Annotated in this window: 26 protein-coding genes; 7 read left to right on the top strand and 19 right to left on the bottom strand. The window is 48.9% G+C overall.

Features of this window, described 5'->3' with window-relative positions:
• Positions 1-41: 41 nt before the first annotated feature.
• The 11 genes from sseB to trmJ all read right to left on the bottom strand — a co-directional run bounded on the left by sseB (position 42) and on the right by trmJ (position 8,863).
• Positions 42-836 carry an enhanced serine sensitivity protein SseB gene (gene sseB / locus RS889_RS06190; protein WP_315709809.1) on the bottom strand — a complete coding sequence of 265 codons (795 nt, stop codon included), beginning with the start codon at positions 834-836 and terminating at the stop codon, positions 42-44.
• A gap of 169 nt (positions 837-1,005) precedes the next feature.
• Entirely contained in the window at positions 1,006-2,301 is a 1,296-nt protein-coding gene (pepB, locus tag RS889_RS06185; RefSeq protein WP_315709808.1) for an aminopeptidase PepB, read from the bottom strand.
• A gap of 97 nt (positions 2,302-2,398) precedes the next feature.
• Positions 2,399-2,599, bottom strand: a complete 201-nt coding sequence (gene iscX / locus RS889_RS06180) for a Fe-S cluster assembly protein IscX (RefSeq protein WP_021016904.1) — start codon at positions 2,597-2,599, stop codon at positions 2,399-2,401.
• A 12-nt stretch (positions 2,600-2,611) separates the two neighbouring features.
• Positions 2,612-2,947: an ISC system 2Fe-2S type ferredoxin gene (gene fdx / locus RS889_RS06175; protein ID WP_021016905.1), complete on the bottom strand. Its 336-nt coding sequence runs from the start codon at positions 2,945-2,947 to the stop codon at positions 2,612-2,614.
• A 2-nt stretch (positions 2,948-2,949) separates the two neighbouring features.
• On the bottom strand, positions 2,950-4,800 hold the full coding sequence (hscA, locus tag RS889_RS06170; protein WP_315709807.1) for a Fe-S protein assembly chaperone HscA: 1,851 nt from the start codon (positions 4,798-4,800) through the stop codon (positions 2,950-2,952).
• A 77-nt stretch (positions 4,801-4,877) separates the two neighbouring features.
• The gene (gene hscB, locus RS889_RS06165) at positions 4,878-5,396 is read right to left on the bottom strand and encodes a co-chaperone HscB (protein ID WP_021016907.1); all 519 of its coding nucleotides are present in this window, start codon (positions 5,394-5,396) and stop codon (positions 4,878-4,880) included.
• A gap of 93 nt (positions 5,397-5,489) precedes the next feature.
• Positions 5,490-5,813, bottom strand: coding sequence for an iron-sulfur cluster assembly protein IscA (gene iscA / locus RS889_RS06160; protein WP_021016908.1), 324 nt, complete (start codon positions 5,811-5,813; stop codon positions 5,490-5,492).
• Between the two features lie 33 nt (positions 5,814-5,846).
• Positions 5,847-6,233, bottom strand: a complete 387-nt coding sequence (gene iscU / locus RS889_RS06155) for a Fe-S cluster assembly scaffold IscU (RefSeq protein WP_021016909.1) — start codon at positions 6,231-6,233, stop codon at positions 5,847-5,849.
• A gap of 23 nt (positions 6,234-6,256) precedes the next feature.
• Complete coding sequence (locus RS889_RS06150; RefSeq protein ID WP_315709806.1) at positions 6,257-7,471, bottom strand: IscS subfamily cysteine desulfurase; 1,215 nt, start codon at positions 7,469-7,471, stop codon at positions 6,257-6,259.
• 53 nt (positions 7,472-7,524) lie between these two features.
• A complete protein-coding gene (gene iscR / locus RS889_RS06145; RefSeq protein WP_021016911.1) occupies positions 7,525-8,019 on the bottom strand; it encodes a Fe-S cluster assembly transcriptional regulator IscR in 495 nt (164 codons plus the stop codon).
• A 115-nt stretch (positions 8,020-8,134) separates the two neighbouring features.
• The gene (gene trmJ, locus RS889_RS06140; protein ID WP_315709805.1) at positions 8,135-8,863 is read right to left on the bottom strand and encodes a tRNA (cytosine(32)/uridine(32)-2'-O)-methyltransferase TrmJ; all 729 of its coding nucleotides are present in this window, start codon (positions 8,861-8,863) and stop codon (positions 8,135-8,137) included.
• 123 nt (positions 8,864-8,986) lie between these two features.
• Here trmJ and suhB point away from each other — a divergent pair, with 123 nt between their 5' ends.
• The 4 genes from suhB to RS889_RS06120 all read left to right on the top strand — a co-directional run bounded on the left by suhB (position 8,987) and on the right by RS889_RS06120 (position 12,944).
• Positions 8,987-9,790, top strand: a complete 804-nt coding sequence (gene suhB, locus RS889_RS06135; RefSeq protein WP_290180116.1) for an inositol-1-monophosphatase — start codon at positions 8,987-8,989, stop codon at positions 9,788-9,790.
• 149 nt (positions 9,791-9,939) lie between these two features.
• Positions 9,940-11,064 carry an ABC transporter substrate-binding protein gene (locus RS889_RS06130; RefSeq protein ID WP_315709804.1) on the top strand — a complete coding sequence of 375 codons (1,125 nt, stop codon included), beginning with the start codon at positions 9,940-9,942 and terminating at the stop codon, positions 11,062-11,064.
• 6 nt (positions 11,065-11,070) lie between these two features.
• Positions 11,071-12,150 carry a FecCD family ABC transporter permease gene (locus tag RS889_RS06125; protein ID WP_315709802.1) on the top strand — a complete coding sequence of 360 codons (1,080 nt, stop codon included), beginning with the start codon at positions 11,071-11,073 and terminating at the stop codon, positions 12,148-12,150.
• On the top strand, positions 12,147-12,944 hold the full coding sequence (locus RS889_RS06120) for an ABC transporter ATP-binding protein (protein ID WP_315709801.1): 798 nt from the start codon (positions 12,147-12,149) through the stop codon (positions 12,942-12,944). Before RS889_RS06125 ends, RS889_RS06120 begins: the two co-directional genes overlap by 4 nt.
• 46 nt (positions 12,945-12,990) lie before the next feature.
• Here RS889_RS06120 and RS889_RS06115 read toward each other — a convergent pair whose 3' ends face one another.
• The 4 genes from RS889_RS06115 to glyA form a co-directional block, all read right to left on the bottom strand.
• A complete protein-coding gene (locus RS889_RS06115; RefSeq protein ID WP_425475139.1) occupies positions 12,991-14,052 on the bottom strand; it encodes a nickel/cobalt transporter in 1,062 nt (353 codons plus the stop codon).
• A 2-nt stretch (positions 14,053-14,054) separates the two neighbouring features.
• Entirely contained in the window at positions 14,055-14,720 is a 666-nt protein-coding gene (locus RS889_RS06110; protein WP_021016918.1) for a DUF1007 family protein, read from the bottom strand.
• Between the two features lie 42 nt (positions 14,721-14,762).
• Positions 14,763-15,911, bottom strand: coding sequence for a 3-phenylpropionate MFS transporter (locus tag RS889_RS06105; RefSeq protein ID WP_315709799.1), 1,149 nt, complete (start codon positions 15,909-15,911; stop codon positions 14,763-14,765).
• A 146-nt stretch (positions 15,912-16,057) separates the two neighbouring features.
• Positions 16,058-17,311 (bottom strand): serine hydroxymethyltransferase, encoded by a 1,254-nt coding sequence (gene glyA / locus RS889_RS06100; RefSeq protein WP_021016920.1) that lies wholly within the window; start codon positions 17,309-17,311, stop codon positions 16,058-16,060.
• A 691-nt stretch (positions 17,312-18,002) separates the two neighbouring features.
• Between glyA and RS889_RS06095 the strand changes: the two genes are divergently transcribed.
• The 3 genes from RS889_RS06095 to pemA all read left to right on the top strand — a co-directional run bounded on the left by RS889_RS06095 (position 18,003) and on the right by pemA (position 22,142).
• Positions 18,003-19,211: a polysaccharide lyase gene (locus RS889_RS06095; RefSeq protein ID WP_021016921.1), complete on the top strand. Its 1,209-nt coding sequence runs from the start codon at positions 18,003-18,005 to the stop codon at positions 19,209-19,211.
• A gap of 73 nt (positions 19,212-19,284) precedes the next feature.
• Complete coding sequence (locus RS889_RS06090; protein ID WP_315709797.1) at positions 19,285-20,961, top strand: GDSL-type esterase/lipase family protein; 1,677 nt, start codon at positions 19,285-19,287, stop codon at positions 20,959-20,961.
• 80 nt (positions 20,962-21,041) lie between these two features.
• Complete coding sequence (gene pemA / locus RS889_RS06085; RefSeq protein WP_315709796.1) at positions 21,042-22,142, top strand: pectinesterase PemA; 1,101 nt, start codon at positions 21,042-21,044, stop codon at positions 22,140-22,142.
• Between the two features lie 77 nt (positions 22,143-22,219).
• Here the strand turns inward: pemA and glnB are convergent, their stop codons facing one another.
• From glnB to RS889_RS06065, 4 genes are all read right to left on the bottom strand, one after another.
• On the bottom strand, positions 22,220-22,558 hold the full coding sequence (gene glnB / locus RS889_RS06080) for a nitrogen regulatory protein P-II (protein ID WP_021016924.1): 339 nt from the start codon (positions 22,556-22,558) through the stop codon (positions 22,220-22,222).
• 104 nt (positions 22,559-22,662) lie between these two features.
• Entirely contained in the window at positions 22,663-24,000 is a 1,338-nt protein-coding gene (glrR, locus tag RS889_RS06075; RefSeq protein WP_315709795.1) for a two-component system response regulator GlrR, read from the bottom strand.
• Complete coding sequence (gene qseG / locus RS889_RS06070) at positions 23,997-24,767, bottom strand: two-component system QseEF-associated lipoprotein QseG (protein WP_315709794.1); 771 nt, start codon at positions 24,765-24,767, stop codon at positions 23,997-23,999. Before qseG ends, glrR begins: the two co-directional genes overlap by 4 nt.
• Before the next feature lie 2 nt (positions 24,768-24,769).
• Positions 24,770-26,203 (bottom strand): sensor histidine kinase, encoded by a 1,434-nt coding sequence (locus RS889_RS06065; protein ID WP_315709793.1) that lies wholly within the window; start codon positions 26,201-26,203, stop codon positions 24,770-24,772.
• Between the last annotated feature and the right edge of the window lie 328 nt (positions 26,204-26,531).

Below are 26,531 nucleotides of genomic sequence, written 5' to 3'. Positions count from 1 at the left end.
CAGATACTCAAAAACGAGCGATTCTCAGTCGGCCCAACGTCTCAGGCCTGAACCGTCTTTTTGAAATCCCGCAGGAAACTACCCCATTTGCGTTCATAAAACGGTGTAGTGTGCTGTGTCATATAATGGCTGATACCGGGTTCATTGTTCCGTACCAGGCAAAGATCGATCGAACCATCATCCGGTAACGTATCACTGGCCACCGTACCCGCCGCATGAATAATGTCTTCGACATCGTTATCTGCATCAATACCAATCAACAGGTGCGGCTGTTCCTCATCTGGCTCCTGAATCTGTACCAGAAACGCCCGATGCACCTGCGGATATTTGGTAAACAGTTGGGTCAGCGAGTCAATCATCTGTACTGGCATTTCAGCTGGTTGACCAATCAGTATTCCAGCGTCGTCTTCAATCACGCTCTGCTGAATCAGACTGTTGCCTTCACCAGAAAGCAGATGCTCAATCTCCTGCGGCAGGAACTCTTTCCCATAGGGTAATTTAGGATTCAAGAATAGGGCCACTCCCTGCGTAAGTTCAAACAGGGTACGGGTTGGCAACGCCAAAAATGCCTGTTCTTCACTCACAGCCAATTGCAACGCTTCCAGTGAAGAGAAAAAAGGAATCACTGAGCTACCATCAGGTTTTTCCCAATGCTGAAGTTGGATGTTACTGTCCGACTGCGATGCTTTTTCTCCGAATACCTCATTCTCATCGCTACTGCCCAGAACATAAACCGTTGCGTCCATAAGCTCACTGAAAAATTCAGGCCGATGCGCAGGCTCCGTTGCTGCCAACGTTAAGACTTCTTCCAGTTTATTCTGCGGTGAAAAATCCATAACAATCCTCACAATAACAACCTTATCCACCGAGTCGAACATCGGTTGGCAACCAGGCTGTTTCTCAATAAAAAAATAACGCCAGATAACCTGTGATGATACTACGGTTCTCCGACGTCATTCTGCCAACAAGATCAAGGTCAGCCACACATAGCTGGCACTATTTTATTTAATCCGCTTTACTCAACAGGAAGTTGGCCAGTGTGCGTACCCCTAAACCGGTTGCTCCCGCTGACCACTGTTCTACGGCACTTTTACGATAAGTGGCGGAGCAATCGATGTGCAGCCAGCCTTGCTGATAGTTTTTCACAAAATAAGAGAGGAAAGCGGCAGCCGTGCTGGCACCAGCAGTATGTGCCGACCCAGCCACGTTGTTCAGCTCGGCAAAGCTGGAAGGCAAATGCTGACGGTGAAACTCTGCCAGCGGCAGACGCCAAAACGGTTCATTCTCTTCACGTGCACTGCTCATCAGCGAGTCTACCAGCGCATCATCAAAACTGAATAGCGCGTGATAATCATTACCCAATGCGGTTTTTGCTGCACCAGTCAACGTCGCACAGTCGATAATCCACTGTGGATTCTGTTCAGAAGCATCAATCAGACCGTCGGCCAGTACCAGACGACCTTCCGCATCGGTATTCATCACTTCCACCGTTTTACCGTTACGATAGCTGATAATATCACCCAGTTTGAAAGCATTACCGCTGACCATGTTATCCGCACAGCACAGGAATAATTTCACCCGTTGTTTCAAGCCACGGGAAGCCGCCAGCGCCAGCGCGCCGGTCGCCAACGCCGCCCCACCCATATCAGACTTCATGGAGTCCATAAAGCTGCTGCCCTTCAGACTATAGCCACCGGAATCAAAAGTAATTCCTTTCCCTACCAGACAGGCCAACACTGGCGCATCCGGGTTACCCGTTGGGTTGTAATCCAACGCCAGCAATACTGGTGAACGATCAGAACCACGGCCGACCGTGTGCAGGCCGGCATAGTTTTGCTCGCGCAAATCGTCACCTTTGGTAATGCGGTAGGACACCGAATCACAGTCCACGGCGCACAGTAGATCGATGGCTCGCGTCGCTAATTGTTCCGGTCCAAGATTCTCTGCCGGCAGGTTAATAGTATCGCGCACCCAGTCGATAATTTTCAGGCGACGATCCAGTTCCAGTTGCGCGGTTTCATCCAGCGGGGCCCAATCGACAATACATTTCCCTTTCGGCCCGCGGTAACCTTGCCAAAACGCCCAGCTACTTTCCAGATCCCAGCCTTCACCTGCCAGCTTGACGTGTTTAATACCCTGCCCGTCAATTTTTCGTGCCGCGCGCTGAACAGTATTCAGTGGAGCATCACCTGACAGATGAATGGTAAAGCCCTGTTCGTTGGCAGTTAACGTGGCTTTTTCGCCCCAGCGCGCATCAGCAGGTTGGTGGGAAAGGGTTATCAGCATAGTTTCGGTTGTCATAATAATGCTCCCAATTAGGCTCTTCTTTTATCAGGCCAGTTTTGCCAAAATGAAAAAGAAAAAAAACGGGCCGCCAGATAGCAGCCCGCCATACGGGTTATTCAGCTTCATCCAGCCAGACCAGCAAAATCGCTTCCAGAATTTTTTCACTAGAAGACTCGGGCTGATCATCAAAATCATCTAATTCACAAATCCATTGGTGCATATCGGTGAAACGCACCGTTTTCGGATCAACATCAGGATAACAATCATAGAGCGCCTCACCAATAGCGCGGCTATCCGCCCATTTCAGCCCCATACTTTTCTCCTGTTAATGTTCGCGTGCGTGGTTAATCGTGTACCGTGGAATTTCCACCACCAGATCTTCATCGGTGACCCGCGCCTGACAACCTAAACGACTTTCTGGTTCCAGCCCCCAGGCTTTATCCAGCATATCGTCTTCATCCTCGGTACTTTCCGGCAACGAATCAAATCCTTCACGGACAATGCAGTGACAAGTGGTACAGGCACAGGACTTTTCGCAGGCATGTTCAATTTCAATACCATTGCGTAATGCAACGTCGAGAATGGTTTCACCACATTCTGCTTCCAAAACCGCCCCGTCTGGACATAAGTCCTGATGTGGCAGAAAAACAATCTTAGGCATACTTATACCTCATCCACGGAATGCCCGGCCAGCGCACGACGAATGGAAATATCCATCCTGCGGGCGGCAAATTCCTGGGTTTGTTGATCTAATATTTTAATGGCGGTCTCAATTGCTGCCGCATCTATTCCCTCTACAACCTGTTGCAGGTGCTGGGTTGCGGCATCAATTGCTGTTTTTTCATCTTCAGTGAGCAAATCGGCATCTGATGCCAACGCACTGTTCAGGCTTTCCAATACACGTGTTGCCTCTACTTTTTGCTCTGCCAGCATACGAGCACTAATATCGTCTTGTGCGTTCATCATGGAGTCTTTAATCATGTCGGCGATTTCATCATCACTCAATCCATAAGATGGTTTCACTTGAATAGAGGCTTCCACACCTGTTGATTTTTCCATCGCCGTTACACTCAACAACCCGTCGGCATCAACCTGAAATGTAACACGAATATGGGCGCCCCCCGCGGGCAATGATGGGATCCCCCGCAGCGTAAAGCGCCCCAGCGACCGGCAATCCTGCACTAACTCACGTTCACCTTGCAGAACGTGAATCATCATGGCGTTCTGACCATCCTTAAACGTGGTAAATTCCTGAGCACGAGCAACGGGGATCGTGGTGTTACGCGGAATAATTTTTTCCACCAGCCCCCCCATCGTTTCCAGACCGAGGGATAATGGGATGACATCCAGCAGCAGCATTTCGCTGTCAGGCTTGTTACCCACCAGGATATCAGCCTGAATAGCTGCGCCGATGGCCACGACTTTATCCGGATCGATAGAGGTAAGCGGTGTTCGACCAAAGAACTCACCCACTTGTTCACGTACCAGTGGTACACGGGTCGATCCCCCGACCATCACCACTTCCTGCACCTCATCAAGGCTGATCCCCGCGTCTCTCAGCGTACGGCGGCAAGACAACAGCGTGCGCTTAACCCACGGCGCAATCAGCAGATTAAACTGTTTGCGCGTAATTTCACCCTGCCAGCCAGCAATAGATACCGGAACAGCGTCCTTCTCGCTAAGCGCAATTTTGGCGTTAATCGCCGCATTGATCAGCGATTGCTGCAGATGGTGATCGTCACGGTTGGTTATACCAGCCTGTTCCCGCAGCCACTCCACCAGCAAATGGTCAAAATCATCACCGCCTAGTGCAGAATCACCACCAGTCGCCAGGACTTCGAACACACCGCGGCTTAAGCGCAGAATAGAGATATCAAACGTGCCACCGCCAAGGTCATAAACCGCGATAACACCTTCCTGTCCTGAGTCCAGACCATACGCAATGGCAGCAGCAGTAGGTTCATTAAGCAGACGCAGCACATGCAATCCTGCCAGACGAGCCGCATCTTTGGTGCCCTGACGCTGCGCGTCATCAAAATAAGCCGGCACGGTGATCACCACGCCATCTGGCGTGCCATCCAGCGCGACTTCCGCCCGCTGCGCCAGCGCGGATAAAATATCTGCCGATATCTGAACAGGATTTCGGTTGCCCGACGCCGTCTGAATCACGGGCAACCCGTTATCACTGGCGATAAAACGATAAGGAAGATGAGGATAACGTTGCTGAATATCCGCCAGTGAACGCCCCATCAATCGTTTGACCGAACTGATGGTGTTAACCGGATCATTGCCCGCCTGATTACGAGCATCCCAGCCGACCTGATGTCCTTGTGTATGGTAATACACAACCGAGGGCAGCAGTTCCCGACCTTCAGGATCAGGTAACGTTTGTGCCTCACCGCTGCGTACTGTCGCAACCAGAGAATGTGTAGTGCCTAAATCGATACCAACAGCCAAACGACGCTGATGTGGCGCCGTACTGAGTCCTGGCTCACTAATTTGTAATAAGGCCATATTGAGCTTCCATCAATTGGCTGGTGGGAAGATCGATAAACTTATGTCGCCTATTGATTGCCCACCGGGATTAACACTTATCGCTCCAGCAAATGTTCTTCGAGTTGTTCAACCGTCTGCTGAAGCTTGTCAAAGAACCGTAGTTTACGTACGGTGTCCGCTGCCACGGCCCAGGACTCGTCATCCAGTTCGCGTTGCATCTGTTCGCTACGTTGATGGATCATACCATTCAGGCGATCGGAGAACGCCGACAACGCGATGTCTATATCTGATTGATGCTCGATAGCATCCAGTTCTTCGCGTAATTCCAGTTGTTCCATCAAAAACTCGGTATCCTGGAGCGTATGCTGTTCATTCATTAAATCGAAACCGTGCAAAGATAACATATACTCTGCACGTTTCAGCGGATGTTTCAGCGTCTGGTAGGCATCATTGATCGTTGCCGCCTGTTGTAACGACATCATGCGTTCCCGTTCGGGACTGGCGGCAAAACGGTCAGGATGGAACTGACGCTGCAGTTCCTGATACCGGGAAACAAGCAGGCTGCCATCCACGTTATAGCGAATCGGCAGCCCGAATAAAGTAAAGTAATCCATAGCGTACTCTGAGAGTTGGAGATACTAACGCTTGGGTGGCTACTCCACAGAGCAGAGAAGCCACCAGAGATCGACCAATAACCCGCATGACGGTTAAACGTTAAAGCTTTCTCCGCAACCGCACTCGCTTGAAACGTTGGGATTATTGAATTTAAAGCCTTCGTTCAGCCCTTCCTTGACGAAATCCAGTTCGGTACCATCAAGATAGACCAGACTTTTGCCATCGATAATGACCTTAACGCCTTTGTCTTCGAACACCACATCGTCAGCGTCCAGTTCATCAACAAATTCCAGTACATACGCCATACCAGAACAGCCGGATGTTCTCACACCCAGACGCAGGCCCAGACCCTTGCCCCGGTTTACCATAAAGGCATTAACACGCTGCGCAGCACTGTCGCTCAGGGTAATCGACATACAACAACCTCTAAATTTTAACTTATATTACAATTAGTTAGCGTCATGTTTGCTTTTATAGTCTGCAATAGCCGCTTTAATAGCATCTTCAGCCAGGATAGAGCAGTGAATTTTTACTGGTGGTAATTCCAGTTCTTCAGCGATCTGGGTATTTTTAATCGCTTCTGCTTCACTAAGACTTTTGCCTTTGACCCATTCGGTTACTAACGAACTGGAAGCAATAGCCGAGCCACAACCATAGGTTTTAAAGCGGGCGTCTTCAATGATACCGTCATTGTTGACTTTAATCTGCAACTTCATCACATCACCACAAGCTGGTGCTCCGACCATGCCACTGCCGATGTTCGGATCGGCGTTGTCAAAAGATCCGACATTGCGCGGGTTTTCGTAGTGATCGATTACTTTTTCGCTGTAAGCCATAATTTAGTCCTGATTCCTGCGAATTAATGTGCGGCCCATTCGATGCTGCTAATATCTACACCCTGCTTGAACATTTCCCACAATGGAGAAAGATCGCGCAGACGACCAATAGATTTACGAACCAGCTTAATGGTGTAGTCGATTTCTTCTTCAGTAGTGAAACGACCCAGCGAGAAGCGGATCGAACTATGCGCCAGTTCATCACTCAACCCCAGCGCACGTAATACATAAGACGGTTCCAGGCTGGCTGAGGTACAGGCGGAACCGGAAGAAACCGCCAGATCCTTGAGCGCCATAATCAAGGACTCACCTTCCACATAGTTAAAGCTGACATTCAAGATATTCGGTGTTCCCTGCTCCAGGGAGCCATTCAGATAAACTTCTTCCATATCTTTGATGCCATTCCATAGGCGATCGCGTAGCGCTCGCAGACGAGCAGATTCCGTCGACATTTCTTCTTTGGCAATACGGTAAGCTTCACCCATACCAACGATCTGATGTACTGGCAACGTGCCGGAACGCATGCCGCGCTCGTGGCCGCCACCATGCATCTGCGCTTCAATGCGAATACGCGGTTTACGACGAACATACAGTGCGCCGATCCCTTTCGGGCCATAAATTTTGTGACCGGAAAAAGACATCAGATCAACTTTCAACTGACTCAGATCGATAGGCAGTTTGCCGACACTTTGAGTAGCATCCACATGGAAAACGATACCACGGCTACGGCACATTTCACCGATAGTCGCAATATCCTGTACCACGCCGATTTCGTTATTAACATGCATAATGGAAACCAGAATGGTGTCATCACGCATGGCCGCTTCAAGCACGTTCAGGTCAATAATTCCGTTACGCTGAGGGGCCAGATAAGTCACATCAAAACCTTCGCGCTCTAACTGGCGGCAGGTATCCAGCACCGCTTTATGTTCAGTTTTGCTAGTAATGATATGCTTGCCTTTTTTCTGGTAGAAATTGGCAGCACCTTTGATAGCCAGATTATCGGATTCTGTCGCACCGGAAGTAAATACGATTTCACGCGGATCCGCGCCAACCAGCTCGGCAATCTGGTTACGGGCAATATCGACCGCCTCTTCTGCCTGCCAACCGAAACGGTGGGAACGGGAAGCCGGGTTGCCAAAAGTTCCGTCCAGGGTCAAAAACTGCATCATTTTTTCAGCTACACGCGGATCGGCTGGCGTTGTCGCTGAGTAGTCCAGATAAATAGGTAACTTCATTGCTCTTAAACTCCGTACATCACTTCAAAACGTGCAAAGCATCTTGTTTTATTTCAGGCGCGCAAATTAACGTTAATGGTGTCTTGTACGCGTCCGTTGGAGGTACGACGCGTATCTGCATCCTGACGATCCGCAACGTCCAGAATATCTTGGTTATTGACCAGCTCATCCAACGTAATGCTGTTAAGGAAATCGGTAATGCGATCACTCAAGTCACGCCACAAGGTATGCGTCAGACAGCGATCTCCCCCCTGACAACCTTCACGTCCTTGGCAGCGAGTGGCATCCACCGATTCATCCACGGCAGAAATCACCGACCCCACCGCAATGTCGCTGGCGCTTTTACCCAACAGATAACCACCACCCGGTCCACGGACACTGGCCACCAGACCATGCTTACGCAGACGGGAAAACAGCTGCTCCAGGTAAGAAAGCGAGATTCCCTGACGCTCAGAAATATCAGCTAGTGGAACCGGGCCGTCTTTTGAGTGCAGCGTCACATCGAGCATGGCGGTAACGGCATAACGGCCTTTGGATGTCAGTCTCATGTTTGTGGTACCCGTAGATGAACATGTATTATAGAAACATGTATGGTCAAAACATAACGCGAGTTTGACATTCCCGAGTGTTTTAGTCAACTATTTGTCCGGGTAAACCACTCAACTACTCTTCAGGACGCGTTTTGTTAATCGAACTCAAGATCCCACGCAGAATATTCAGTTCCTGACTTTCCGGCCTGGCTCGGGTAAACAGACGGCGTAATTTATTCATCACCTGTCCCTGGTGCGCCTGCCGGATAAATCCGGTTTGACGCAACGTCTGTTCCAGATGCTGATAAAAACGCTCCAGATCATCCGCTAGCGGATATGGGCTATCTTCATGAACCGGTTCTTCAACCAGAAGACTATCCAGATAAGCCACGCGGATTTCATACGCCAGAATCTGAACCGCCATCGCCAGATTCAGTGAGCTGTATTCAGGGTTCGCAGGGATAGCGACATGGTAATGGCATTTTTGCAGCTCGTCATTGGTTAAACCAACGCGCTCCCGACCAAAGACAATAGCAACTGGTGCATGTTTCGCTTCAGCGACGCTGCGAACACCACACTCACGGGGTTCCAGCATTGGCCAGGGCAATGTTCGGGAACGGGCACTGGTTCCCACCACCAGACTACAGCCTTCTATAGCCTGATCCAGTGTATCGACAAGGGTCGCCTTACCAATCACATCGCTGGCACCCGCTGAAAGTGCTATAGCCTGTGAATCTGGTTTCACTAGCGGATTAACAAGATAGAGGTTACTTAACCCCATTGTTTTCATTGCCCTGGCGGCCGACCCCATATTGCCAGTGTGAGAGGTTTCAACCAAAACAACACGAATATTTTGTAGCATACGGACTCTATAGTAGTGCAAAACGGAAAATCGGATTAGATTAACACAAACTTAGATATTCTTCCTTTCCTCTGCTATACTGCGCGCCGCTTCCTGTTCTTTAACATTCTTGTGGACGATACCATGCATCCGATGCTTAACATCGCCGTGCGCGCTGCGCGTAAAGGCGGTAACCTGATAGCTAAGAATTACGAAACACCCGATGCCATCGAGGCCAGTCAGAAAGGCAATAATGATTTTGTCACCAACGTTGATCGCGATGCAGAGAAACTGATCATCGACGTCATCCAGAAATCCTATCCCCAGCACACCATCATTAGTGAAGAGTGTGGGGAACTGGCCGGTGAGGATCAGGATGTACAATGGGTTATCGATCCCCTGGATGGCACCACCAATTTCATCAAACGTCTGCCGCATTTTGCGGTTTCCATCGCTGTCCGCATTAAAGGCCGCACTGAAGTCGCTGTGGTTTATGATCCTATGCGCAACGAACTTTTTACTGCTGCTCGTGGTCAGGGTGCGCAATTGAACGGCTACCGTTTACGCAGCAGCAATGCCAGGGATCTGGACGGCACTATTCTGGCGACCGGTTTCCCATTTAAACTCAAACAGCATAGCGCCAGCTATTTTCGTATTCTTGAAACGCTGTTCAGTCAATGTGCTGATTTCCGCCGTACCGGCTCTGCCGCGCTAGATCTGGCTTATGTCGCGGCTGGTCGTGTTGATGGTTTCTTTGAAATTGGATTAAAACCCTGGGACTTCTCCGGCGGTGAACTGCTGGTGCGTGAAGCTGGCGGTGTCGTGACCGATTTTGTTGGCGGCCATAACTATCTCTCTTCCGGCAATCTTGTCGCCGGCAATCCACGAGTGGTTAAATCACTACTGTCGACCATTCGTGATAGCCTCAGTGACGCATTAAAGCGCTAATCTCCTCTCTCTCATGCCAGCCACGGCTGGCATGATGTATCCCCGTTATTTCTCCTTACATCTCATCGCTATTGAATGAATGCCTGTTTTTATATGATAATAATTATTATAATCATTCCATTTATGAGAGTAGGACGTTGGAAATAACCATGCTAAAAAAATCATTGCGCCATGCCTTGTTGGTCGCTGCACTCACCGCTTCTTTTGCCAGTTACGCCACACAATACCCCCTCACTATTTCCGACATTGCCGGACAAAAAGTCACTATCAAACAAGAACCCAAACGCATTGTGCTTCAGGATGGCCGCGATATCATGGCGCTGGCTCTGCTGGACAGGAATAACCCCTTTACCCGCGTAGTTGCCTGGAATAACCTGCCAAAAAAACAGGACACAGCCACCTGGGAATTGTTGAAAGGAAAATGGCCGCAATCCAGTGCCATCCTGGATATGGGATTTAGTGATAAAGGTAACGTTGAGCTGGAAAGTATTCTGTCCAAACGGCCAGATTTGATGATTGCTCAACTGCGGGCCAAACCGGCACTGATGGAAAATGGCGTACTCAACAAACTCCACTCACTGCATATCCCAATTGTTTTTGTTGACTACGAAATTAACCCAGCCCAAAACACGGCGCCCAGCATTGACCTGTTAGGTAAAGTGCTGAACAAAGAAGCCAACGCCAAAGCCTATACCGACTACTACCGTCAACAGTTGTCTGATATTCAACGGGAAACGGCAACAATTCATCCTAAACCAAAAGTGTTTATCGAACCGATTGCCGGTAACAGTGATGCCTGCTGTTTTACCCATGCACATAATGGCTGGGGCGGATTGCTTGAAGCTATCGGTGCCGACAATATTGGTTCCGATATACTCCCGGGTGCAGCCGGCTTCGTTTCATTGGAAAAAGTGATCAGTGAAAAACCCGACACTTACATCATGACTGGCTCCAAACGCGGTAACGGTACCAGCAGAATACTGCCATTTGGTTATGGCGCGACCCAAGCAAGTATTACAACTCAGGCCGATATGCTGTTAAACCGTACCGGTATTCGTCAAATCCCGGCCGTTCAGGCCAAACACGTTTATGGTATTTATCATCAGTTTTATAACAATCCATACAATATTGTCGGTATGGAATATCTGGCAAAAGATGTTTATCCCAAACAATTTTCTTCACTGAATCCAGATGATACCTACCACTATATCGTGCGTCATTTTACCCACTTGCCTGACAGCAACTTTATCTTTACATGGAAACTGGCTGAGTAACTTGTCATGAGTGTAACTATCGAACCCAATATCAGCGGTATTCATACTGGCAACAGCGTGATAAATAGCTATCGACACATTATCCGTCACCGACTGATATTGCTGACGATTCTACTGGCAGCGATTATCGGATCACTATTGCTGGATTTTGTAATGGGGCCATCAGGGCTCTCGCTTGACGTACTGTGGCAAACGCTGACTCATCCGGCTAACGCTGATGCCAGCACTCGGGTGATTGTCTGGGATATCCGTCTGCCATATGCACTAATGGCCGTTACCGTTGGTTTGGCGCTGGGATTGGCTGGTGCGGAAATGCAAACTATTCTGAACAACCCGCTGGCCAGTCCATTTACTCTCGGCGTCTCTTCTGCCGCAGCATTTGGTGCGGCACTGGCAATTGTGCTAGGTATTGGTATTCCCGGTATTCCGGCGCAATGGTTTATCTCCGCGAATGCGTTTCTGTTTGCCTTGTTGGCTGCCCTACTGCTTGACGGTGTTACTCGCTGGACACAGGTAGCCACATCCGGCGTAATATTATTCGGTATCGCCCTGGTGTTTACCTTTAATGCACTGGTTTCCATGCTGCAATTCGTCGCCAACGAAGATACCCTGCAAGGTCTGGTGTTCTGGACTATGGGCAGTCTGGCCCGATCATCCTGGCAAAAACTGGGTATTTTGCTACTGGCATTGGCCATTATCATGCCGCTTTCCATGATGAGTTCATGGAAACTGACCGCATTACGACTGGGAGAAGACCGGGCGATCAGTTTTGGTATTAACGTCCGACGTCTGCGCCTTTCCGCGCTGTTGCGTATCAGTTTTCTGTCAGCACTGTCAGTCGCATTTGTTGGCCCTATTGGCTTTATTGGGTTGGTTGCTCCCCATATCGCCCGCATGGTTTTCGGTGAAGATCACCGTTTTTATTTGCCAGCCAGTGCACTGATCGGTGCGTTAGTGCTCTCCCTTGCTTCTATTGCGTCCAAGAATCTGTTCCCCGGGGCCATCATCCCCGTCGGTATCGTCACATCACTGGTAGGGGTTCCCTTCTTTCTGAGTATTATCCTGCGCCACCGGGGGAATGTATGAGTCAGCCACATACTGGGTTAGCCATTTCACATTTCCATGCAGGTTATCCGAAACGTCCGGTTATCACCGATCTGTCAGTTCCGTTACTACCGCGAGGAAAAATCACTGTATTACTGGGACCGAACGGCAGTGGTAAATCGACATTACTGCGCTCAATGGCGGGACTTAACCCGGCTAGCGGTGAACTACGGCTGGACGATGTTGACCTGATGCAATTGCCTTTTTCCCAACGTGCGGAAAAGGTCGTCTATCTACCACAATCGCTGCCTGCGGGGGTTCACCTGCATGTGCTGGAATCGATTATTGTTGCACAGCGAGCTTCCGGTGGTCTGCATCATCCCTCAAATCACGATGAAGTCATGACCTTACTTAAACAGCTCGGTATTGAACATCTGGCACTGAGTTATCTCGACCAGCTATCCGGTGGGCAGAAACAACTGGTGGGCCTGGCGCAATCACTGGTCCGCCAGCCGTCGCTGCTATTATTGGATGAGCCACTCAGCGCGTTGGACCTTAACTATCAATTTCACGTGATGGATCTGGTGCGTCGTGAAACCCGTAGACGCAACATCATTACCGTGGTCGTGGTGCATGACATTAATATCGCATTGCGTCATGGCGACCATGCTCTGATGCTGAAAAACGGTAAACTGGTGGCCAGTGGGGAACCTTACGAGGTCATTAATACTGAGAGTCTGGCCACAGTGTATGGTGTGCGGGGAAGAATTGAACGCTGCTCACAAGGCATTCCACAGGTTATGATTGACGGTCTGGTTTCAGCCCCCACGATTTAAAAACCGTGTTAACCCCGTCAGTTTCACCTTTTGTTGGCGGGGAGAACTAACCAGCAAATGGACGGATCCCGCCCATCAACGCTGGCTGGGTAATAAGATAAAGCAACACCCCAGAGCCAACCAATACTACACCGCCAGCCAGAGACAGCGTATACCAGACAATATGTTGCCAAATGACTGGTGTGTTATGACGACTCAACTTTTCAACCCACCGTCGGCAATAAAATACCAATACCGCCAACACAGAGACGGTTAATGCGGTGCCCAACGCCATCGTCAGCGCAGAGGCAACCCCCCAGCCGAACACCCCGATCACTTTGGCAAACAGCAACACCATAATTGCCCCGGAACAGGGACGTAGTCCCATGGACAGAATAACCAGTAAACGGGTACGCAAACCGCTATCACGTTCCAGCTCTTCGGGGGTAGGCATATGACGATGTCCACAACCACAATGTGCATCATGATGATGCACCGGGGATACTGGCTGGCGGAGAATATTCTTGGGAGTACGCTCCGTCATGATTGACGTCACGCGTTGGATACGAAAGACCGGCCGATTCCGATAAGCGGAAACCAAAACGCCGATGAGACTTTTGCCCGCACGCAGGCAAAGCACGCACCCTAATCCGATCACCAGAATAAAACTGCCTTTTTCCATCCAGAATGTACTGATATGTAACGCATGACTGGAAAGCTGTAACACCGTGAGCACCAGCGTCACTAATACAATTGCAACCATGCCTTGCAGCATCGCGGCAGCAAAAGTCAGTTGCAGGCTGTTTTTCAGTTTAGACGGATGCGTTGCCAGATAGGTTGCAATCACAACTTTGCCATGACCTGGCCCTACGGCATGCAGCACACCATACACCAAGCTGAATACCATCAGGCTCAGTCCCGCACGGTGTGGTTGTGCCTTCACCAGCTCCATCAGTTGGGACATCTGCTGATGCAGTGATTTTTGCCACACAACGCTTCTCATCAAGACCTCGGGCCAATAAACAAAAGCTTCGCGTAATCCTACCGTTAACAATAACAAAAACAGCACCAGCGGCCATAAATTGAGAAGCCATCTAAAACGGGAGATTGGACGAATTGTTCCGGTCATGTTCATTGACATTGCAGCGTTACCTGTTGGGCAAACTGTTTGCCGAGCGAAACATCAGCCACCGGTTTACTACGTTTATCCAGTGACAGTGCATAGGCTTGTAGCGAGAGATTGGGTTTGGGTGTCCACAACGTGGTTTTACAATGTGATGCCAGTAATGGCGACACAGTAATAGCTTTTCCATCTTTATATGACATATCAACGAAGTAAGTAGGATCGTAGGTTGATATTTGCAACGGTTTACCGGCTAGCGGCTGCGGATGGGCAAGCGGTAACACAAACTCCAGCACCGCCTGATTGCCTTTGCGGGAAAGACGGTATTCCGTCGGCACCGCAACATATTTCACTCGTTTACCATTGCGATACACGTCGGTGAAATAGTGTTGCCCCAGTACATTCGCCATCACTTGGGCTGCCAACTTTTTCCAGACGACTGAATCCTTGGTGGCATTTCCCGCATCGTACAACAGATCAGCCGAAGTAATGGCATCCATCGTCCAGTTCATGCGCAATCCTGTGATGTACCCATCCTGGCCTTCTACCGTGGTTTGCATATCAATAAAGCTGTGCGGATGTGCCAAAGCCTGCCGGGACAACAGCATCAACACGGCCATAAGCGCATATGTCATCCCGCGAGATGTAAAATTAAACACATTACAATAGGACATCTTTATCCTGACAACGGCCCAATATCAATTTTCCCCTCCACGTTATGCCTCTTGTTGGCTAACCGAAGGACGCAGAAAGAGTGGTGGAATCGCCAGCAACGCCATCACCCAGAAGGTTTTGCCGTGCAGATGTTCAAACAAAAAACCAGAAACCATGGTCATGATGGCAATACCACCGCCCATCGCCAACGCTGAATAGACTGCCTGCAAACGCAGCACATCGCCCCCGTTACGAGCAGATATAAACCGCATTGCCGCCAAATGGCAAACCGTAAACGTACCACAATGTAAAATTTGTATCACAATCAACCATGGCAACGCCACAGTAGCCCCCATCAACCCCCAGCGAATGACCCCGCAGATGGCAGACAGCAACAGAAGCTGACGGGATGACCAACGTCGGAACAGCTGATTATTCAGAGCAAAAATAACGATTTCCGCCACAACGCCCAATGCCCATAAATAACCGATAACCGAAGCTGAATATCCTGCGTCTTGCCAGTAAATAACGCTAAATCCATAGTAAGCGGCATGAGCCCCTTGCAGCAGTGCTACACAAATCAGCAACCGCCAGACTGGCGGTTCGGTCAACAGTATTTTCCAGGGCGTCACCGTGTCCGTGATTGTCGATTTCACGGATGCCATCGGCATAATGCTGGGGCGTAGCATCATACCCAACAGCATTGCCAGCAATCCGGCGCACAACACAACCAATATGGCTTGATGTCCCCATACGGAGACCAATTGACCGGTAACGGCCGAACCAATGACAAACGCAAGCGAACCCCAAAGACGAACCCGACCATAATCCATCGTCATCTGTTTTTGCCAGGTTGCGGCCAGTGCATCCGTTAATGGTACTAATGGTGCAAAAAACAGATTAAATCCAACCATCACCAACATCAGCCACAACCAGTCATTACCCAGCCAAAACCCGGTGACACATAGGCCCGTCAGCAATGCGAGTCGCCGTAACACGCTAACCAACCGTGATGGATCCTTTACGCTGGGAGTAATGAAGAGACTACCGAGGAAGCGGGCAACCAGTCCGGCCCCTAACAGCATGCCAATGGTTTCTGCCGACCATCCTTCGCCTTTCAGCCAGCCTCCCCAGAATGGCAAGAAAATGCCATAACAAAAAAAGTAGGTGAAATAACTTAATGCCAGCCAACGCGTTGATTGCAGAATCATGTCTCCTCCCATTTTGGCTGATTACTCTGGCAGAGTGCCCCCTATCGTGCAATGGTGATACATAAGCGAAGGAGAGAACGAAAAACGCCAGCATCGCAGCTGGCGTTTTTCAGATAGCGACCGGGCAAACCCCCGGTATCAGAATATTATGCGTAAACTGGGAAACGAGCGCAGATATCCAGAACTTTCTGTTTAGTACGTTCAATAACGGCTTCGTCATTGATGTTATCCAGTACATCACAGATCCAGCCAGCCAGTTCGCGAACTTCGGCTTCTTTGAAACCACGACGGGTCGCGGCCGGCGTACCGATACGAACACCGGATGTCACAAATGGGCTCTTCGGATCGTTAGGTACGCTATTCTTGTTCACGGTGATATTAGCGCGACCTAGTGCGGCGTCAGCCTCTTTACCGGTGATATTTTTACTCACCAGGTCCAGTAGGAACAGGTGATTATCTGTACCACCGGAGACCACGTTATAACCACGGGACAGCACAACTTCCACCATCGCCTTGGCATTCTTGGCCACCTGCTGCTGATAAACTTTGAACTCAGGCTCCATCGCTTCTTTCAGTGCTACCGCTTTACCAGCGATAACATGCATCAGCGGGCCACCTTGTCCGCCCGGGAATACAGCAGAATTCAGCTTTTTATACAGATCTTCACTACCGCCGTAAGCCAAAATCAGGCCACCACGCGGACCCGCCAGGGTTTTGTGCGTTGTAGTGGTAACAATGTGTGCATGCGGAACCGGGCTCGGGTAAACGCCAGCTGCCACCAAACCAGCCACATGAGCCATATCAACAAACAGATAAGCACCGATGCTGTCAGCGATTTCACGCATTTTCGCCCAGTCAACAATACCAGAATAGGCAGAGAAACCACCGATGATCATTTTCGGCTGATGAGTACGCGCCAGCTCAGCCATTTCGTCGTAGTCAATTTTGCCATTGTCGTCGATACCATAAGGAATCACGTTATACAACTTACCAGACAGATTGACCGGCGAACCATGGGTCAGATGACCGCCATGTGCCAGATTCATCCCCAGAATCGTATCGCCCGGTTGTAGTAACGCGGTATAAACAGCGAAGTTGGCTTGAGAACCGGAGTGCGGCTGAACATTAGCATAATCTGCACCGAACAACGCTTTTGCACGATCAATCGCCAGTTGTTCTACTACATCAACATACTCGCAACCGCCGTAATAACGCTTCCCCGGATAACCTTCCGCATATTTATTGGTCAGCTGAGACCCTTGAGCCTGCATGACGCGGGGGCTGGTATAGTTTTCTGAAGCAATCAGTTCAATATGCTCTTCCTGACGCACCACTTCTTGCTGCATTGCTTGCCACAATTCGGCATCATAATCGGCAATGTTCATTTCACGCTTTAACATCCGCATCTCCTGACTCAGCTAACTTGCTATACGAAATCACCCTTTTGGGCACTGGTCTATAGTGTAAACCGTTTTAGACTGGTGAAGATAGGTCTTGACAGAGGTTTTTACGCAAACGATTAGCTACAGACAGCACAAGGCTTGCGACTGTTTTCCCGCTTCACTTTCAAACCGAGTTTTCCTCATTTTCAACCTGTGATTTTTTCATATTGTCACCCCTTTTATGAAATAAGGTCACCTTATCAGTGAACATTTACCGCGCTGCACGAGTTTATTAAAGCGCATTTAAAATACGTTAAAAGAGGTAACAATAACGAGGCATCACCCGGCTAGATAACCACCCACCGCGTGCTTTTATCATCGGCTAATGCAATGGATGTTCTCGTTACACTTATCCATCACGAATGCGTTAAGCCACATAAAGTAATTTTAAGTAACAACAACTTCACCCACATCAGAATCTTCCTTTGATAAGCCGCTATGCGGCTTTTTTATTGTTCATAAAAAGAAAATGTTATTACATCCATTGTTACTTCTCGTTACCGGTATCAGTCACAGTTTAGTAACGCTGAACATAAGCCAAACAATAAAACAGGGTTCGATCACAAAAAAATTTATTTCCACTAATAAAATATCATTTCATTTTATGTAAAAGATAATTTTAATTATGTGGCTATATAAGGAAATTACCATGAACAACACGAGTATGACTTCCGTTTCTAAAATGAAAGCTACAGGATGTTCCTCTTTTTCCTGTGGCGTGCTTACCACGTCAAAACATTTGCTGGCTACCATGATCACAGCCGCCGTAATGGTATCAAGCGCAAACGCAGCCAGCGTTCTTACCAGCGAAGCCCTTACTACAGCGCCTTCCGCTGGTTGGGCATCTCAGAGTGGTTCTACCACCGGAGGTGCCAAAGCCAGTTCATCCAATATCTATACCGCCAAAAATATCTCTGAATTCAAAACCGCACTGGCAAAAGGCAGTACGGCCAAAATCATCCAGATTACCAGCCCAATTGATATCAGTGGGGGCACAGCCTACACCAGCTCATCAGATCAGAAATCCCGCAGTCAACTCAGCATCCCCTCCAATACCACTATCATCGGTATTGGCAGCAAAGGCAAATTCACCAATGGTTCGTTAATTATCAAAGGCGTCAGTAACGTTATCGTACGTAACATCTACATCCAAACGCCGATCGATATCGCGCCGAAATATGAAGATGGTGATGGCTGGAATGCTGAATGGGATGCCATGAACATTGATAACTCCGATCATGTATGGGTTGACCATGTCACTATTACTGATGGCAGCTTTACAGATGATCAATATACGACGAAAAACGGCGAAACCTATGTGCAGCACGATGGTTCACTGGATATCAAAAAAGGGGCCGACTACATCACCGTATCCAATAGCCGCTTTGAATTACACGATAAAACCATTCTGATTGGCCACAGCGATAGCAACTCCTCACAGGATAAGGGAAAACTGCACGTTACCTTCTTTAACAACGTGTTTGACCGTGTGACTGAGCGTACCCCACGCGTTCGCTTCGGGAATATCCATGCATTCAACAACGTCTATTTAGGGGACAAAAAACACGCCGTCTACCCTTATCTCTATAGCTTCGGTATCGGTACCAGTGGCAGTCTGCTTTCTGAAAAAAATGGATTTAATATCAGTAACCTCACTGATAAATGCAAGATTGTAAAAAACTTTAATGGCACCATTTTCTCAGATAAAGGTTCTATCTTTAACGGCAGCTCAGTCGATCTGTCCAGCTGTGGATTCACTGCCTATTCATCAACAATCCCTTACAGCTATACGGCGAAAACGATGACCACCAGTTTGATGACGACCATCAACAATAATGCCGGATACGGTAAATTATAAGCATGTACAACAGACGGCCACTTTCATCAGTGGCCGTTTTTATCCTGAACAACATAAGAGAAAAACAATAATCATGTTGAAATACGTTTCAGGTGAACAAATATTCCTTTTGCTTATCCTGGCCTGTAGCCATTACGTTCAGGCAGACATACTCTCGTCTACAGCAATTCCAGTATCAGCCAGTCAGCAGAACCCGTTATCTTCCGAAGCCGTTTTCCCTACGACAACGCTAAAGCCGCATACCCGTCTCAGTGGAATGGTTGCACATCGCGACATGATTTATCCGGCTACCGTCACTATCAAAGATCAGCAAGGAAAAATCCGCCAGGTGAGGACAAATAACCACGGGCGTTACCATGCAGACGTTTCTGATATGCTGGCGCCATTACGACTGTCAGCCATTGAAACGGGAGGGGAAAATTGTTTACTGAGTAACAAACCACGAGCAATCTGTCTGAGCGCACTGGTGCCCATTCCCATTGAAGGTCAGGAAAATATCATTAATATCAATCCACTGACTGATCGCATTGCTTCAGATGTCGCTACCGCTACGGGGTATATCGGGCCACAGCAACTTATTGATGATGCCATCTTGCCAGCACTCAAAACCAGCGCGTGGGAAAGTGCCTATTTAGCGTTTCATAACGGATTTGATAACGCACTAAAACAGGCAGGTATTACCGCACCAGAACAGTTTGACCCGCTGAAATACACAGCAGATCAACGCCAGGCAGTAAAACGAGTTCTGCAAGTGATTAATCATGCCCGTAACTACCACAACAATACCGGACAAGCCGGACATACCGTATTAACCGATATTGCCTTCCGCCCGATTGTTGACCTCAACGCGCAGGGTAGCTATGAACCACTGGATTATACTTTCGCATACCAGCGGCTCAATGCACTCAAAAAAGCCAGCGTGCGAATCTTTATTGTCGGTGACTCCACTGCGGCCACTTATGAGAAGGCGCGCTTTCCACGTATGGGATGGGGACAGGTATTTGAACAACAATTTCGTCCCGCCAGCAACGTTAAGGTTGTCAATGGTGCCCGTTCAGGCCGTAGCTCTCGTGATTTTTATAATGAAGGCTGGTTCCGGCAGATGGAACCGTTCATGCGGCGCGGCGATTACATGTTCATCAATATGGGACATAACGATCAAAACTGTAACGGCAGCAAAGCAGTTCGTGGCATAGCTGATGTCGAGAACTTGTGCACTTATCCCAATAACGCGGCCGGCAAACTGCAATACCCCGCAGGGAAACCCGATATGTCGTTCCAGATGTCACTAAAGCGCTATATCCGCTATGCACAGCAACATCACATGACGCCAGTTCTACTGACACCGACGACACGAGTAAAAAATGCGGCAGGCAAAAGTGGTACGCCAGTCGTTCACAGCCATTTTACTCGTCAAAACGCCGCTGACGGATATGCCTTCGTTGGGGATTACAGCCAAACGATCAAAGATACCGCCAAAGATACTCAAATCCCGCTATTAGATATAGAAACAGCAACCATTGCGTTAGCCAATCAGCATGATGGTACGCAGTGGCAGCAATACTGGCTGGCCGTTGATCCGGTTATCTACCCCTATTATCAGGATCAAAGCGGTAGTCTAAGCAAACCCGACACAACCCACTTCCAACAGAAGGGTGCGATAGCGGTATCCACCATTGTGGCTGATGCCATACGTCATACGCCGAAACTGCACACACTGGCAGAAAAGCTTGTTCAAAACGTTCGTTAATGATGCGGTTTCTGCCCGTTGTTTCCTGCGGGGGGAAGAACAGTTGAATTCTGAAAACACTAACTCATAAGGAATTTTTTATGCTGAAAACAACCTATGGTACGTTAGCACTAGCGCTCCTGATTGCAGCCCCCTGGCACACTGTAGAGGCTGCTCAATCGTATAATGCAGTAGTGTCTACTGCACCGGGAGACAGCAAAACGTTTACGACCATCGCGGATGCCATTGCCAGCGCCCCGGCAGATAACACCTCATTTGTGATTTATATTAAAAATGGCCTTTACCACGAACGCCTGACGATCACTCGCGCCAACCTGCATCTAAAAGGTCAAAGTCGGGACGGAACCATTATCGCCGCCACAACCGCCGCAGGGACGCTGAAATCAGATGGGACTAAATCGGGGACATCCGGCAGCAGCACCGTGAAAGTCAATGCCAACGATTTCAGCGCGCAATCACTGACTATTCGCAACGATTTTGATTTCCCGGCCAACCAGGCCAAAAGTGACAGCGATAGCACGAAAATCACCAGCACTCAGGCCGTAGCGCTGTATGTCACGGCTAATAGTGATCGGGCCTATTTCAAAGATGTCAGCCTGATAAGCTATCAGGATACGCTATACGTATCTGGTGTACGTAGCTTCTTCTCCGATTGTCGAATCAGCGGTACGGTGGATTTCATTTTTGGCAGTGGGACTGCCTTGTTTGATAATTGCGACCTGGTTGCTCGCAACCGTCTGGATGTCAAAAGCGGCAATGTCTATGGTTATCTGACCGCCCCCAGTACCAACATTAACAAGAAATACGGACTGATTTTCACAAATAGCCGGGTTATAAAAGAAAGCGATGCCATTCCGACCCAAAGCTACGGCCTAGGTCGCCCGTGGCACCCCACGACTACGTTTTCTGATGGTCGCTACGCTGATCCTAATGCGATCGGGCAAACCGTGTTTATTAACACCAGCATGGATGACCATATTTATGGCTGGGATAAAATGTCCGGTAAAGACATAAATGGCAATACCATTTGGTTTTATCCGGAGGATTCACGCTTCTTCGAATATAAATCCTATGGAGCCGGGGCAGAAAAGAGCGATCAGCGTCGCCAACTGAGTAATGCGGAAGCGGCTGAATATACACAATTGAAAGTGCTTGATGGTTGGGTGCCTACGCTGCCGTAACCGCAGTGTCATATCATTTCAAAACAGAAAGCCAGCCACGAAGACTGGCTTTTACAAACGTGGGGAACTACAGGCGTTCAGATCGCTTCCTCGTCCTCTTCTCCGGTGCGAATACGCACGACACGTGCAACATCAAAGACAAAAATTTTACCATCCCCAATCTTGCCGGTTTGTGCCGTCTGCATAATGGTTTCCACGCAGGTATCCACAATATCGTCGGCCACCACAATCTCTATTTTTACTTTTGGTAAAAAATCAACCATGTATTCAGCCCCACGATAAAGTTCGGTATGGCCTTTCTGACGACCGAACCCTTTGATTTCTGTTACCGTCATGCCAGTAATGCCTACTTCAGCCAGTGCCTCACGTACATCGTCCAGCTTGAATGGTTTGATAATTGCGTCAATTTTTTTCATGATGAAACCTTACTTAATAGTAACTTTACAGCGGCTAGCGCCAGGCAGTAGTGAATAGACAGACTGCGACACACGCGATTAAAACAGTTTACAGTCAATTAACATTATTCTTTAAAATCACTGGCGTCCAGCTCATGACGCGCCAGCAGCTTATAGAACTCGGTCCGGTTACGCCCAGCCATCCTGGCAGCCTGCGTAACATTTCCTTTGGCAATTTGCAGCAGTTTACGCAAGTAATTCAGCTCAAACTGATGGCGGGCCTCTACAAACGTCGGCAGTGCGGTATTTTCACCTTCAAGCGCCTGCTGCACCAGCACTTCACTGATAACCGGAGCGCTGGTCAATGCAACGCACTGTTCTATCACGTTTACCAGTTGCCGCACATTACCCGGCCAACTAGCCGTCATCAGGCGTTTCATCGCATCAGTAGAAAAACTGCGTACAAACGGTTTATGCCGGGTTGCCGTTTCCCTTAATAACTGATTGGCCAGTAAAGGGATATCTTCGGCACGCTCATTCAGCGTCGGGATTTTCATATTCACCACATTCAGACGATAGTAGAGATCCTCACGAAACTCCCCTTTTTCCATCTCTTTTGGTAAATCACGGTGCGTAGCCGAAATAATTCGTACATCGATATCCAGGTCGTGATTACTGCCCAACGGACGAACCTTACGCTCCTGCAAAACGCGTAACAGTTTAACCTGTAATGACAACGGCATATCGCCAATTTCATCCAGAAACAACGTACCACCTTCCGCCGCGCGAAAAAGCCCTTCGCGCTGACTCACCGCACCGGTAAATGCACCTTTGGCATGACCAAATAATTCCGACTCCAGTAAAGCCTCAGGTAACGCACCGCAGTTAATAGCAACAAATGCTTTTTTAGCCCGGGGACTGGCAGCATGAATGGCTCGTGCCAATACTTCTTTCCCGGTCCCGCTCTGTCCGTTAATCAGCACACTGACATCAGATTGGGCGACCATTTTGGCTTGTTCAAGCAAACGCAACATCAATGGACTGCGCGTTACTACCGTTTTCCGCCAGCTGTCATCACCTACTGGTGCTGACAAGGCCAGCGCTTCATCAATAGCCTTATATAATGCATCCCGGTCAACGGGTTTGGTCAAAAAGCTGAAGACGCCCTGCTGCGTTGCAGCAACGGCATCAGGAATGGAACCATGTGCCGTCAAGATGATTACCGGCATACTGGGCTGATTTTTCTGGATCTCTGCAAACAATGCCAGCCCATCCATTTCATCCATCAATAAATCGCTGATAACCAGATCGATTTTTTCACGCACCAACAACCTCAGTGCTTCCTGCCCACTGGTGGCCGTAATTACACTAAATCCTTCGCTGGTCAGACGCATGCCAAGTAATTTCAATAAACTGGGATCATCGTCTACCAGCAGTAGATTAGCCGCTTTCCGTGTCGTCATTCGTCTCCGGCCCCTTTTTTAACTGCCTTTTCTGTTCCTGACGGCACAGGGGAAATCACTTGATGTTCATCGCCATCCGAGAGCGTACTAGATGTCTGCTTACGTGACGAAAGCTGGCGCTCAATGTCAGTCAGGCTTTCCAGTTTCCGGGTCGTTGTTTCAAGTTGATATTGCAACTGAGCCTGCTGTTCATGTAATTCACTGATCTGTTTGTCACTGACATCCTGTATCCGCTGAGCACGCAACTGCTCATCCGCCAACGAAATCCTCAGGTTCTGTTTATCACTCCAGATTTGCAGCAAAGGAAGTACTGCTGGCGGCACGTACTGTCGGTTACTATTAATATGTTCGAGAATTTGACGCTGTTCCGCTAGAGAAGCGTCGGCGTTATCCAGCAGAATGCCCTGTTTGAACGTCACGGCCCAGTCTTGTCCCGTCAACAATAGTGACGCTTCCCGGGCCTGAACCGGCGTTAATTGCCCGGCACAGTCCATCATACGCAGCCAGTACAAGGCATTATTCATCGCATCCTGGCTGTCAACTCGCCAAAGATGGACACACAGGACATTGTGATAATCTGCTACCTGCTCTTTAGGGGGAGTATCTATCACATAATGAGTGTCAGTGCGGTGAATAACGTTATCGGTGCAGCCCACCAGCAACAAAAGGAGAAGCAGCATCGGACGCTTAAATACATGGCCCGGCGATGCTGACAACAAAACAGCAGGACGCAGTTGGGACACAAAATAAACAGACCGTGCATTCATAGCTAACTCTCAGCGGTTAATGGTAACTCAATACGGAAACAGACGTCAGCGTAGTCAACCGGGACCAAATTCAGTTCACCATGCATACGGCGGATACAATCCTGAGCAATGCTTAAGCCCAGACCACTACCTTTTACCGCACCTTTACGTTGATGGACGCCCTGATAAAAAGGTTCGAAAATCATGTTTTGCTCTGCACAGGGAATCGGCGTACCGCTATTGGCAATATCAATTTGGATACGTTGTCCCACCTGACGGCTATAAACCCAAATGTTACCGGATTCCTGCCCATAGTGCACCGCATTGGAATAGAGATTATCAATCACCCGCATCAGTAATGTCGTTTCAGCTCGGCAATGCGTGACATCCAATGCAACCTGCGTTTGCATCATTTTGGCCCGAGCTGGCAAACTGTGAGCGGACACAACCATGTCGACGATGTCGTCTACATCGACTAACTCAAACTCCATCGGAGCATCAGCCAGTTTACGGTTATAGTCCAACAATTGTTCAATTAGCTCGAGCAAATGCCGACTGCTGCTGTCCAGAATGGTCACGACTTCTTTTTGATCGTCCGTCAATGGTCCCACGACTTCGTCTGCCAGCAATTCTGTCCCTTCACGCAAACTGGCCAGCGGGGTTTTTAACTCATGGGAAATATGGCGCAAAAATTCGTGTCGTTGAGCTTCTAACCATGACAGTCGTTCACTCAGCCAGATAATCCGCTGCGCCAATGAGCGAATTTCCCGCGGCCCTTTAAAGGTACTGGTATTCCCAAGTGAACGCCCTTCGCCCAGCCGGTTAATCATCCGTTCAACACCTTTTACTGGCCCAATGATCATACGGGTAAACAACATCACCAGCAGCAGACTGACCAGGAACAGCAACAGCGACTGCCAGCCAAAAAATCGGCCACGTTCCGCAATCGCCTGCTGTAACTGCTGACCACGGGAAAAGACGACGTCTCTGGTGGCCTGAACCATTTGTGCATTGGTGTGGGAAAATGTTTCCAGCAAAGCCGATGCGGTCGACTCTGGGCCGCCGTTTTGGCAACGAATGTCTGCAAGTTGCGTTAGATACTGACGTAAATTCTGGTAATAGCTGGGGTCAGGCAGAATAGACGCGTGAACATCAAGCATCTGGGCATAGTGCTTACGCTGGTTTTGATACAAATCAGCCAGGGTTTGATCATCAAGAACACAATATTGACGGTAGCTACGCTCCATTGCCAAGGCTACTCTAGACATCGCTTCACTGCGGCGGATATCAGCCAGCATGGTACGGTTCATTCCCGCCGCCTGCTCACTGAGCGTATCAAGACTGTTATAAGCCTGATACGCCAATACCAGCAGCGGCAAAAGCACCAGCAGAAAAGCCATAATAACCAGTTGCCGCAGAGAACGCGGGAATAAACGCCATCGTTTCAAGGAAATCATCTCGTTACCTTTCAATCCGTTCAGATGCTAACTGACTCAGATAAAAGTTCAATGTTTTCGCCATCGCTGTGCGTAACGGCTCGCAATAACGATGTGATTATCAGAGAAATACCATCGGAAATGGGATGTTCATGTAACAGAACAGCATTCACATGATGATAAAAAAGAAAACCCGGTCCAGCATAATTGCTTGACCGGGTTGGAAATAGGTGGTGCCTCACTCAACGTGTCGCCCGATGTTTGATAAAGTTCGCTTGCACGTACAGTTATCGCTGAGGTGGACGATAGGCACCTTTTCTTTTGGCGTCATTCTGGATGTTATGAGCGA

The organism is Brenneria uluponensis (assembly GCF_032395385.1).
Taxonomy (GTDB): domain Bacteria; phylum Pseudomonadota; class Gammaproteobacteria; order Enterobacterales; family Enterobacteriaceae; genus Prodigiosinella; species Prodigiosinella aquatilis.
Note: the sequence above shows the minus strand (reverse complement) of the source record. Positions and strands in the feature narration are given on the sequence as shown.

What these genes read in the sequence shown, in the direction of transcription:
- sseB (WP_315709809.1), bottom strand. Translation starts at nt 836, where the DNA reads ATGGATTTTTCACCGCAGAATAAACTGGAAGAAGTCTTAACGTTGGCA.
- RS889_RS06125 (WP_315709802.1), top strand. Translation starts at nt 11,071, where the DNA reads ATGAGTGTAACTATCGAACCCAATATCAGCGGTATTCATACTGGCAAC.
- iscR (WP_021016911.1), bottom strand. Translation starts at nt 8,019, where the DNA reads ATGAGACTGACATCCAAAGGCCGTTATGCCGTTACCGCCATGCTCGAT.
- glyA (WP_021016920.1), bottom strand. Translation starts at nt 17,311, where the DNA reads ATGTTAAAGCGTGAAATGAACATTGCCGATTATGATGCCGAATTGTGG.
- hscA (WP_315709807.1), bottom strand. Translation starts at nt 4,800, where the DNA reads ATGGCCTTATTACAAATTAGTGAGCCAGGACTCAGTACGGCGCCACAT.
- RS889_RS06115 (WP_425475139.1), bottom strand. Translation starts at nt 14,052, where the DNA reads ATGACCGGAACAATTCGTCCAATCTCCCGTTTTAGATGGCTTCTCAAT.
- glrR (WP_315709795.1), bottom strand. Translation starts at nt 24,000, where the DNA reads ATGACGACACGGAAAGCGGCTAATCTACTGCTGGTAGACGATGATCCC.
- fdx (WP_021016905.1), bottom strand. Translation starts at nt 2,947, where the DNA reads ATGCCTAAGATTGTTTTTCTGCCACATCAGGACTTATGTCCAGACGGG.
- RS889_RS06105 (WP_315709799.1), bottom strand. Translation starts at nt 15,911, where the DNA reads ATGATTCTGCAATCAACGCGTTGGCTGGCATTAAGTTATTTCACCTAC.
- iscA (WP_021016908.1), bottom strand. Translation starts at nt 5,813, where the DNA reads ATGTCGATTACCCTGAGCGACAGTGCTGCGCAGCGTGTTAATGCCTTT.
- RS889_RS06150 (WP_315709806.1), bottom strand. Translation starts at nt 7,471, where the DNA reads ATGAAGTTACCTATTTATCTGGACTACTCAGCGACAACGCCAGCCGAT.
- iscX (WP_021016904.1), bottom strand. Translation starts at nt 2,599, where the DNA reads ATGGGGCTGAAATGGGCGGATAGCCGCGCTATTGGTGAGGCGCTCTAT.
- RS889_RS06120 (WP_315709801.1), top strand. Translation starts at nt 12,147, where the DNA reads ATGAGTCAGCCACATACTGGGTTAGCCATTTCACATTTCCATGCAGGT.
- RS889_RS06110 (WP_021016918.1), bottom strand. Translation starts at nt 14,720, where the DNA reads ATGTCCTATTGTAATGTGTTTAATTTTACATCTCGCGGGATGACATAT.
- trmJ (WP_315709805.1), bottom strand. Translation starts at nt 8,863, where the DNA reads ATGCTACAAAATATTCGTGTTGTTTTGGTTGAAACCTCTCACACTGGC.
- glnB (WP_021016924.1), bottom strand. Translation starts at nt 22,558, where the DNA reads ATGAAAAAAATTGACGCAATTATCAAACCATTCAAGCTGGACGATGTA.
- RS889_RS06065 (WP_315709793.1), bottom strand. Translation starts at nt 26,203, where the DNA reads ATGATTTCCTTGAAACGATGGCGTTTATTCCCGCGTTCTCTGCGGCAA.
- suhB (WP_290180116.1), top strand. Translation starts at nt 8,987, where the DNA reads ATGCATCCGATGCTTAACATCGCCGTGCGCGCTGCGCGTAAAGGCGGT.
- hscB (WP_021016907.1), bottom strand. Translation starts at nt 5,396, where the DNA reads ATGGATTACTTTACTTTATTCGGGCTGCCGATTCGCTATAACGTGGAT.
- iscU (WP_021016909.1), bottom strand. Translation starts at nt 6,233, where the DNA reads ATGGCTTACAGCGAAAAAGTAATCGATCACTACGAAAACCCGCGCAAT.
- RS889_RS06090 (WP_315709797.1), top strand. Translation starts at nt 19,285, where the DNA reads ATGTTGAAATACGTTTCAGGTGAACAAATATTCCTTTTGCTTATCCTG.
- RS889_RS06095 (WP_021016921.1), top strand. Translation starts at nt 18,003, where the DNA reads ATGAACAACACGAGTATGACTTCCGTTTCTAAAATGAAAGCTACAGGA.
- RS889_RS06130 (WP_315709804.1), top strand. Translation starts at nt 9,940, where the DNA reads ATGCTAAAAAAATCATTGCGCCATGCCTTGTTGGTCGCTGCACTCACC.
- pepB (WP_315709808.1), bottom strand. Translation starts at nt 2,301, where the DNA reads ATGACAACCGAAACTATGCTGATAACCCTTTCCCACCAACCTGCTGAT.
- pemA (WP_315709796.1), top strand. Translation starts at nt 21,042, where the DNA reads ATGCTGAAAACAACCTATGGTACGTTAGCACTAGCGCTCCTGATTGCA.
- qseG (WP_315709794.1), bottom strand. Translation starts at nt 24,767, where the DNA reads ATGAATGCACGGTCTGTTTATTTTGTGTCCCAACTGCGTCCTGCTGTT.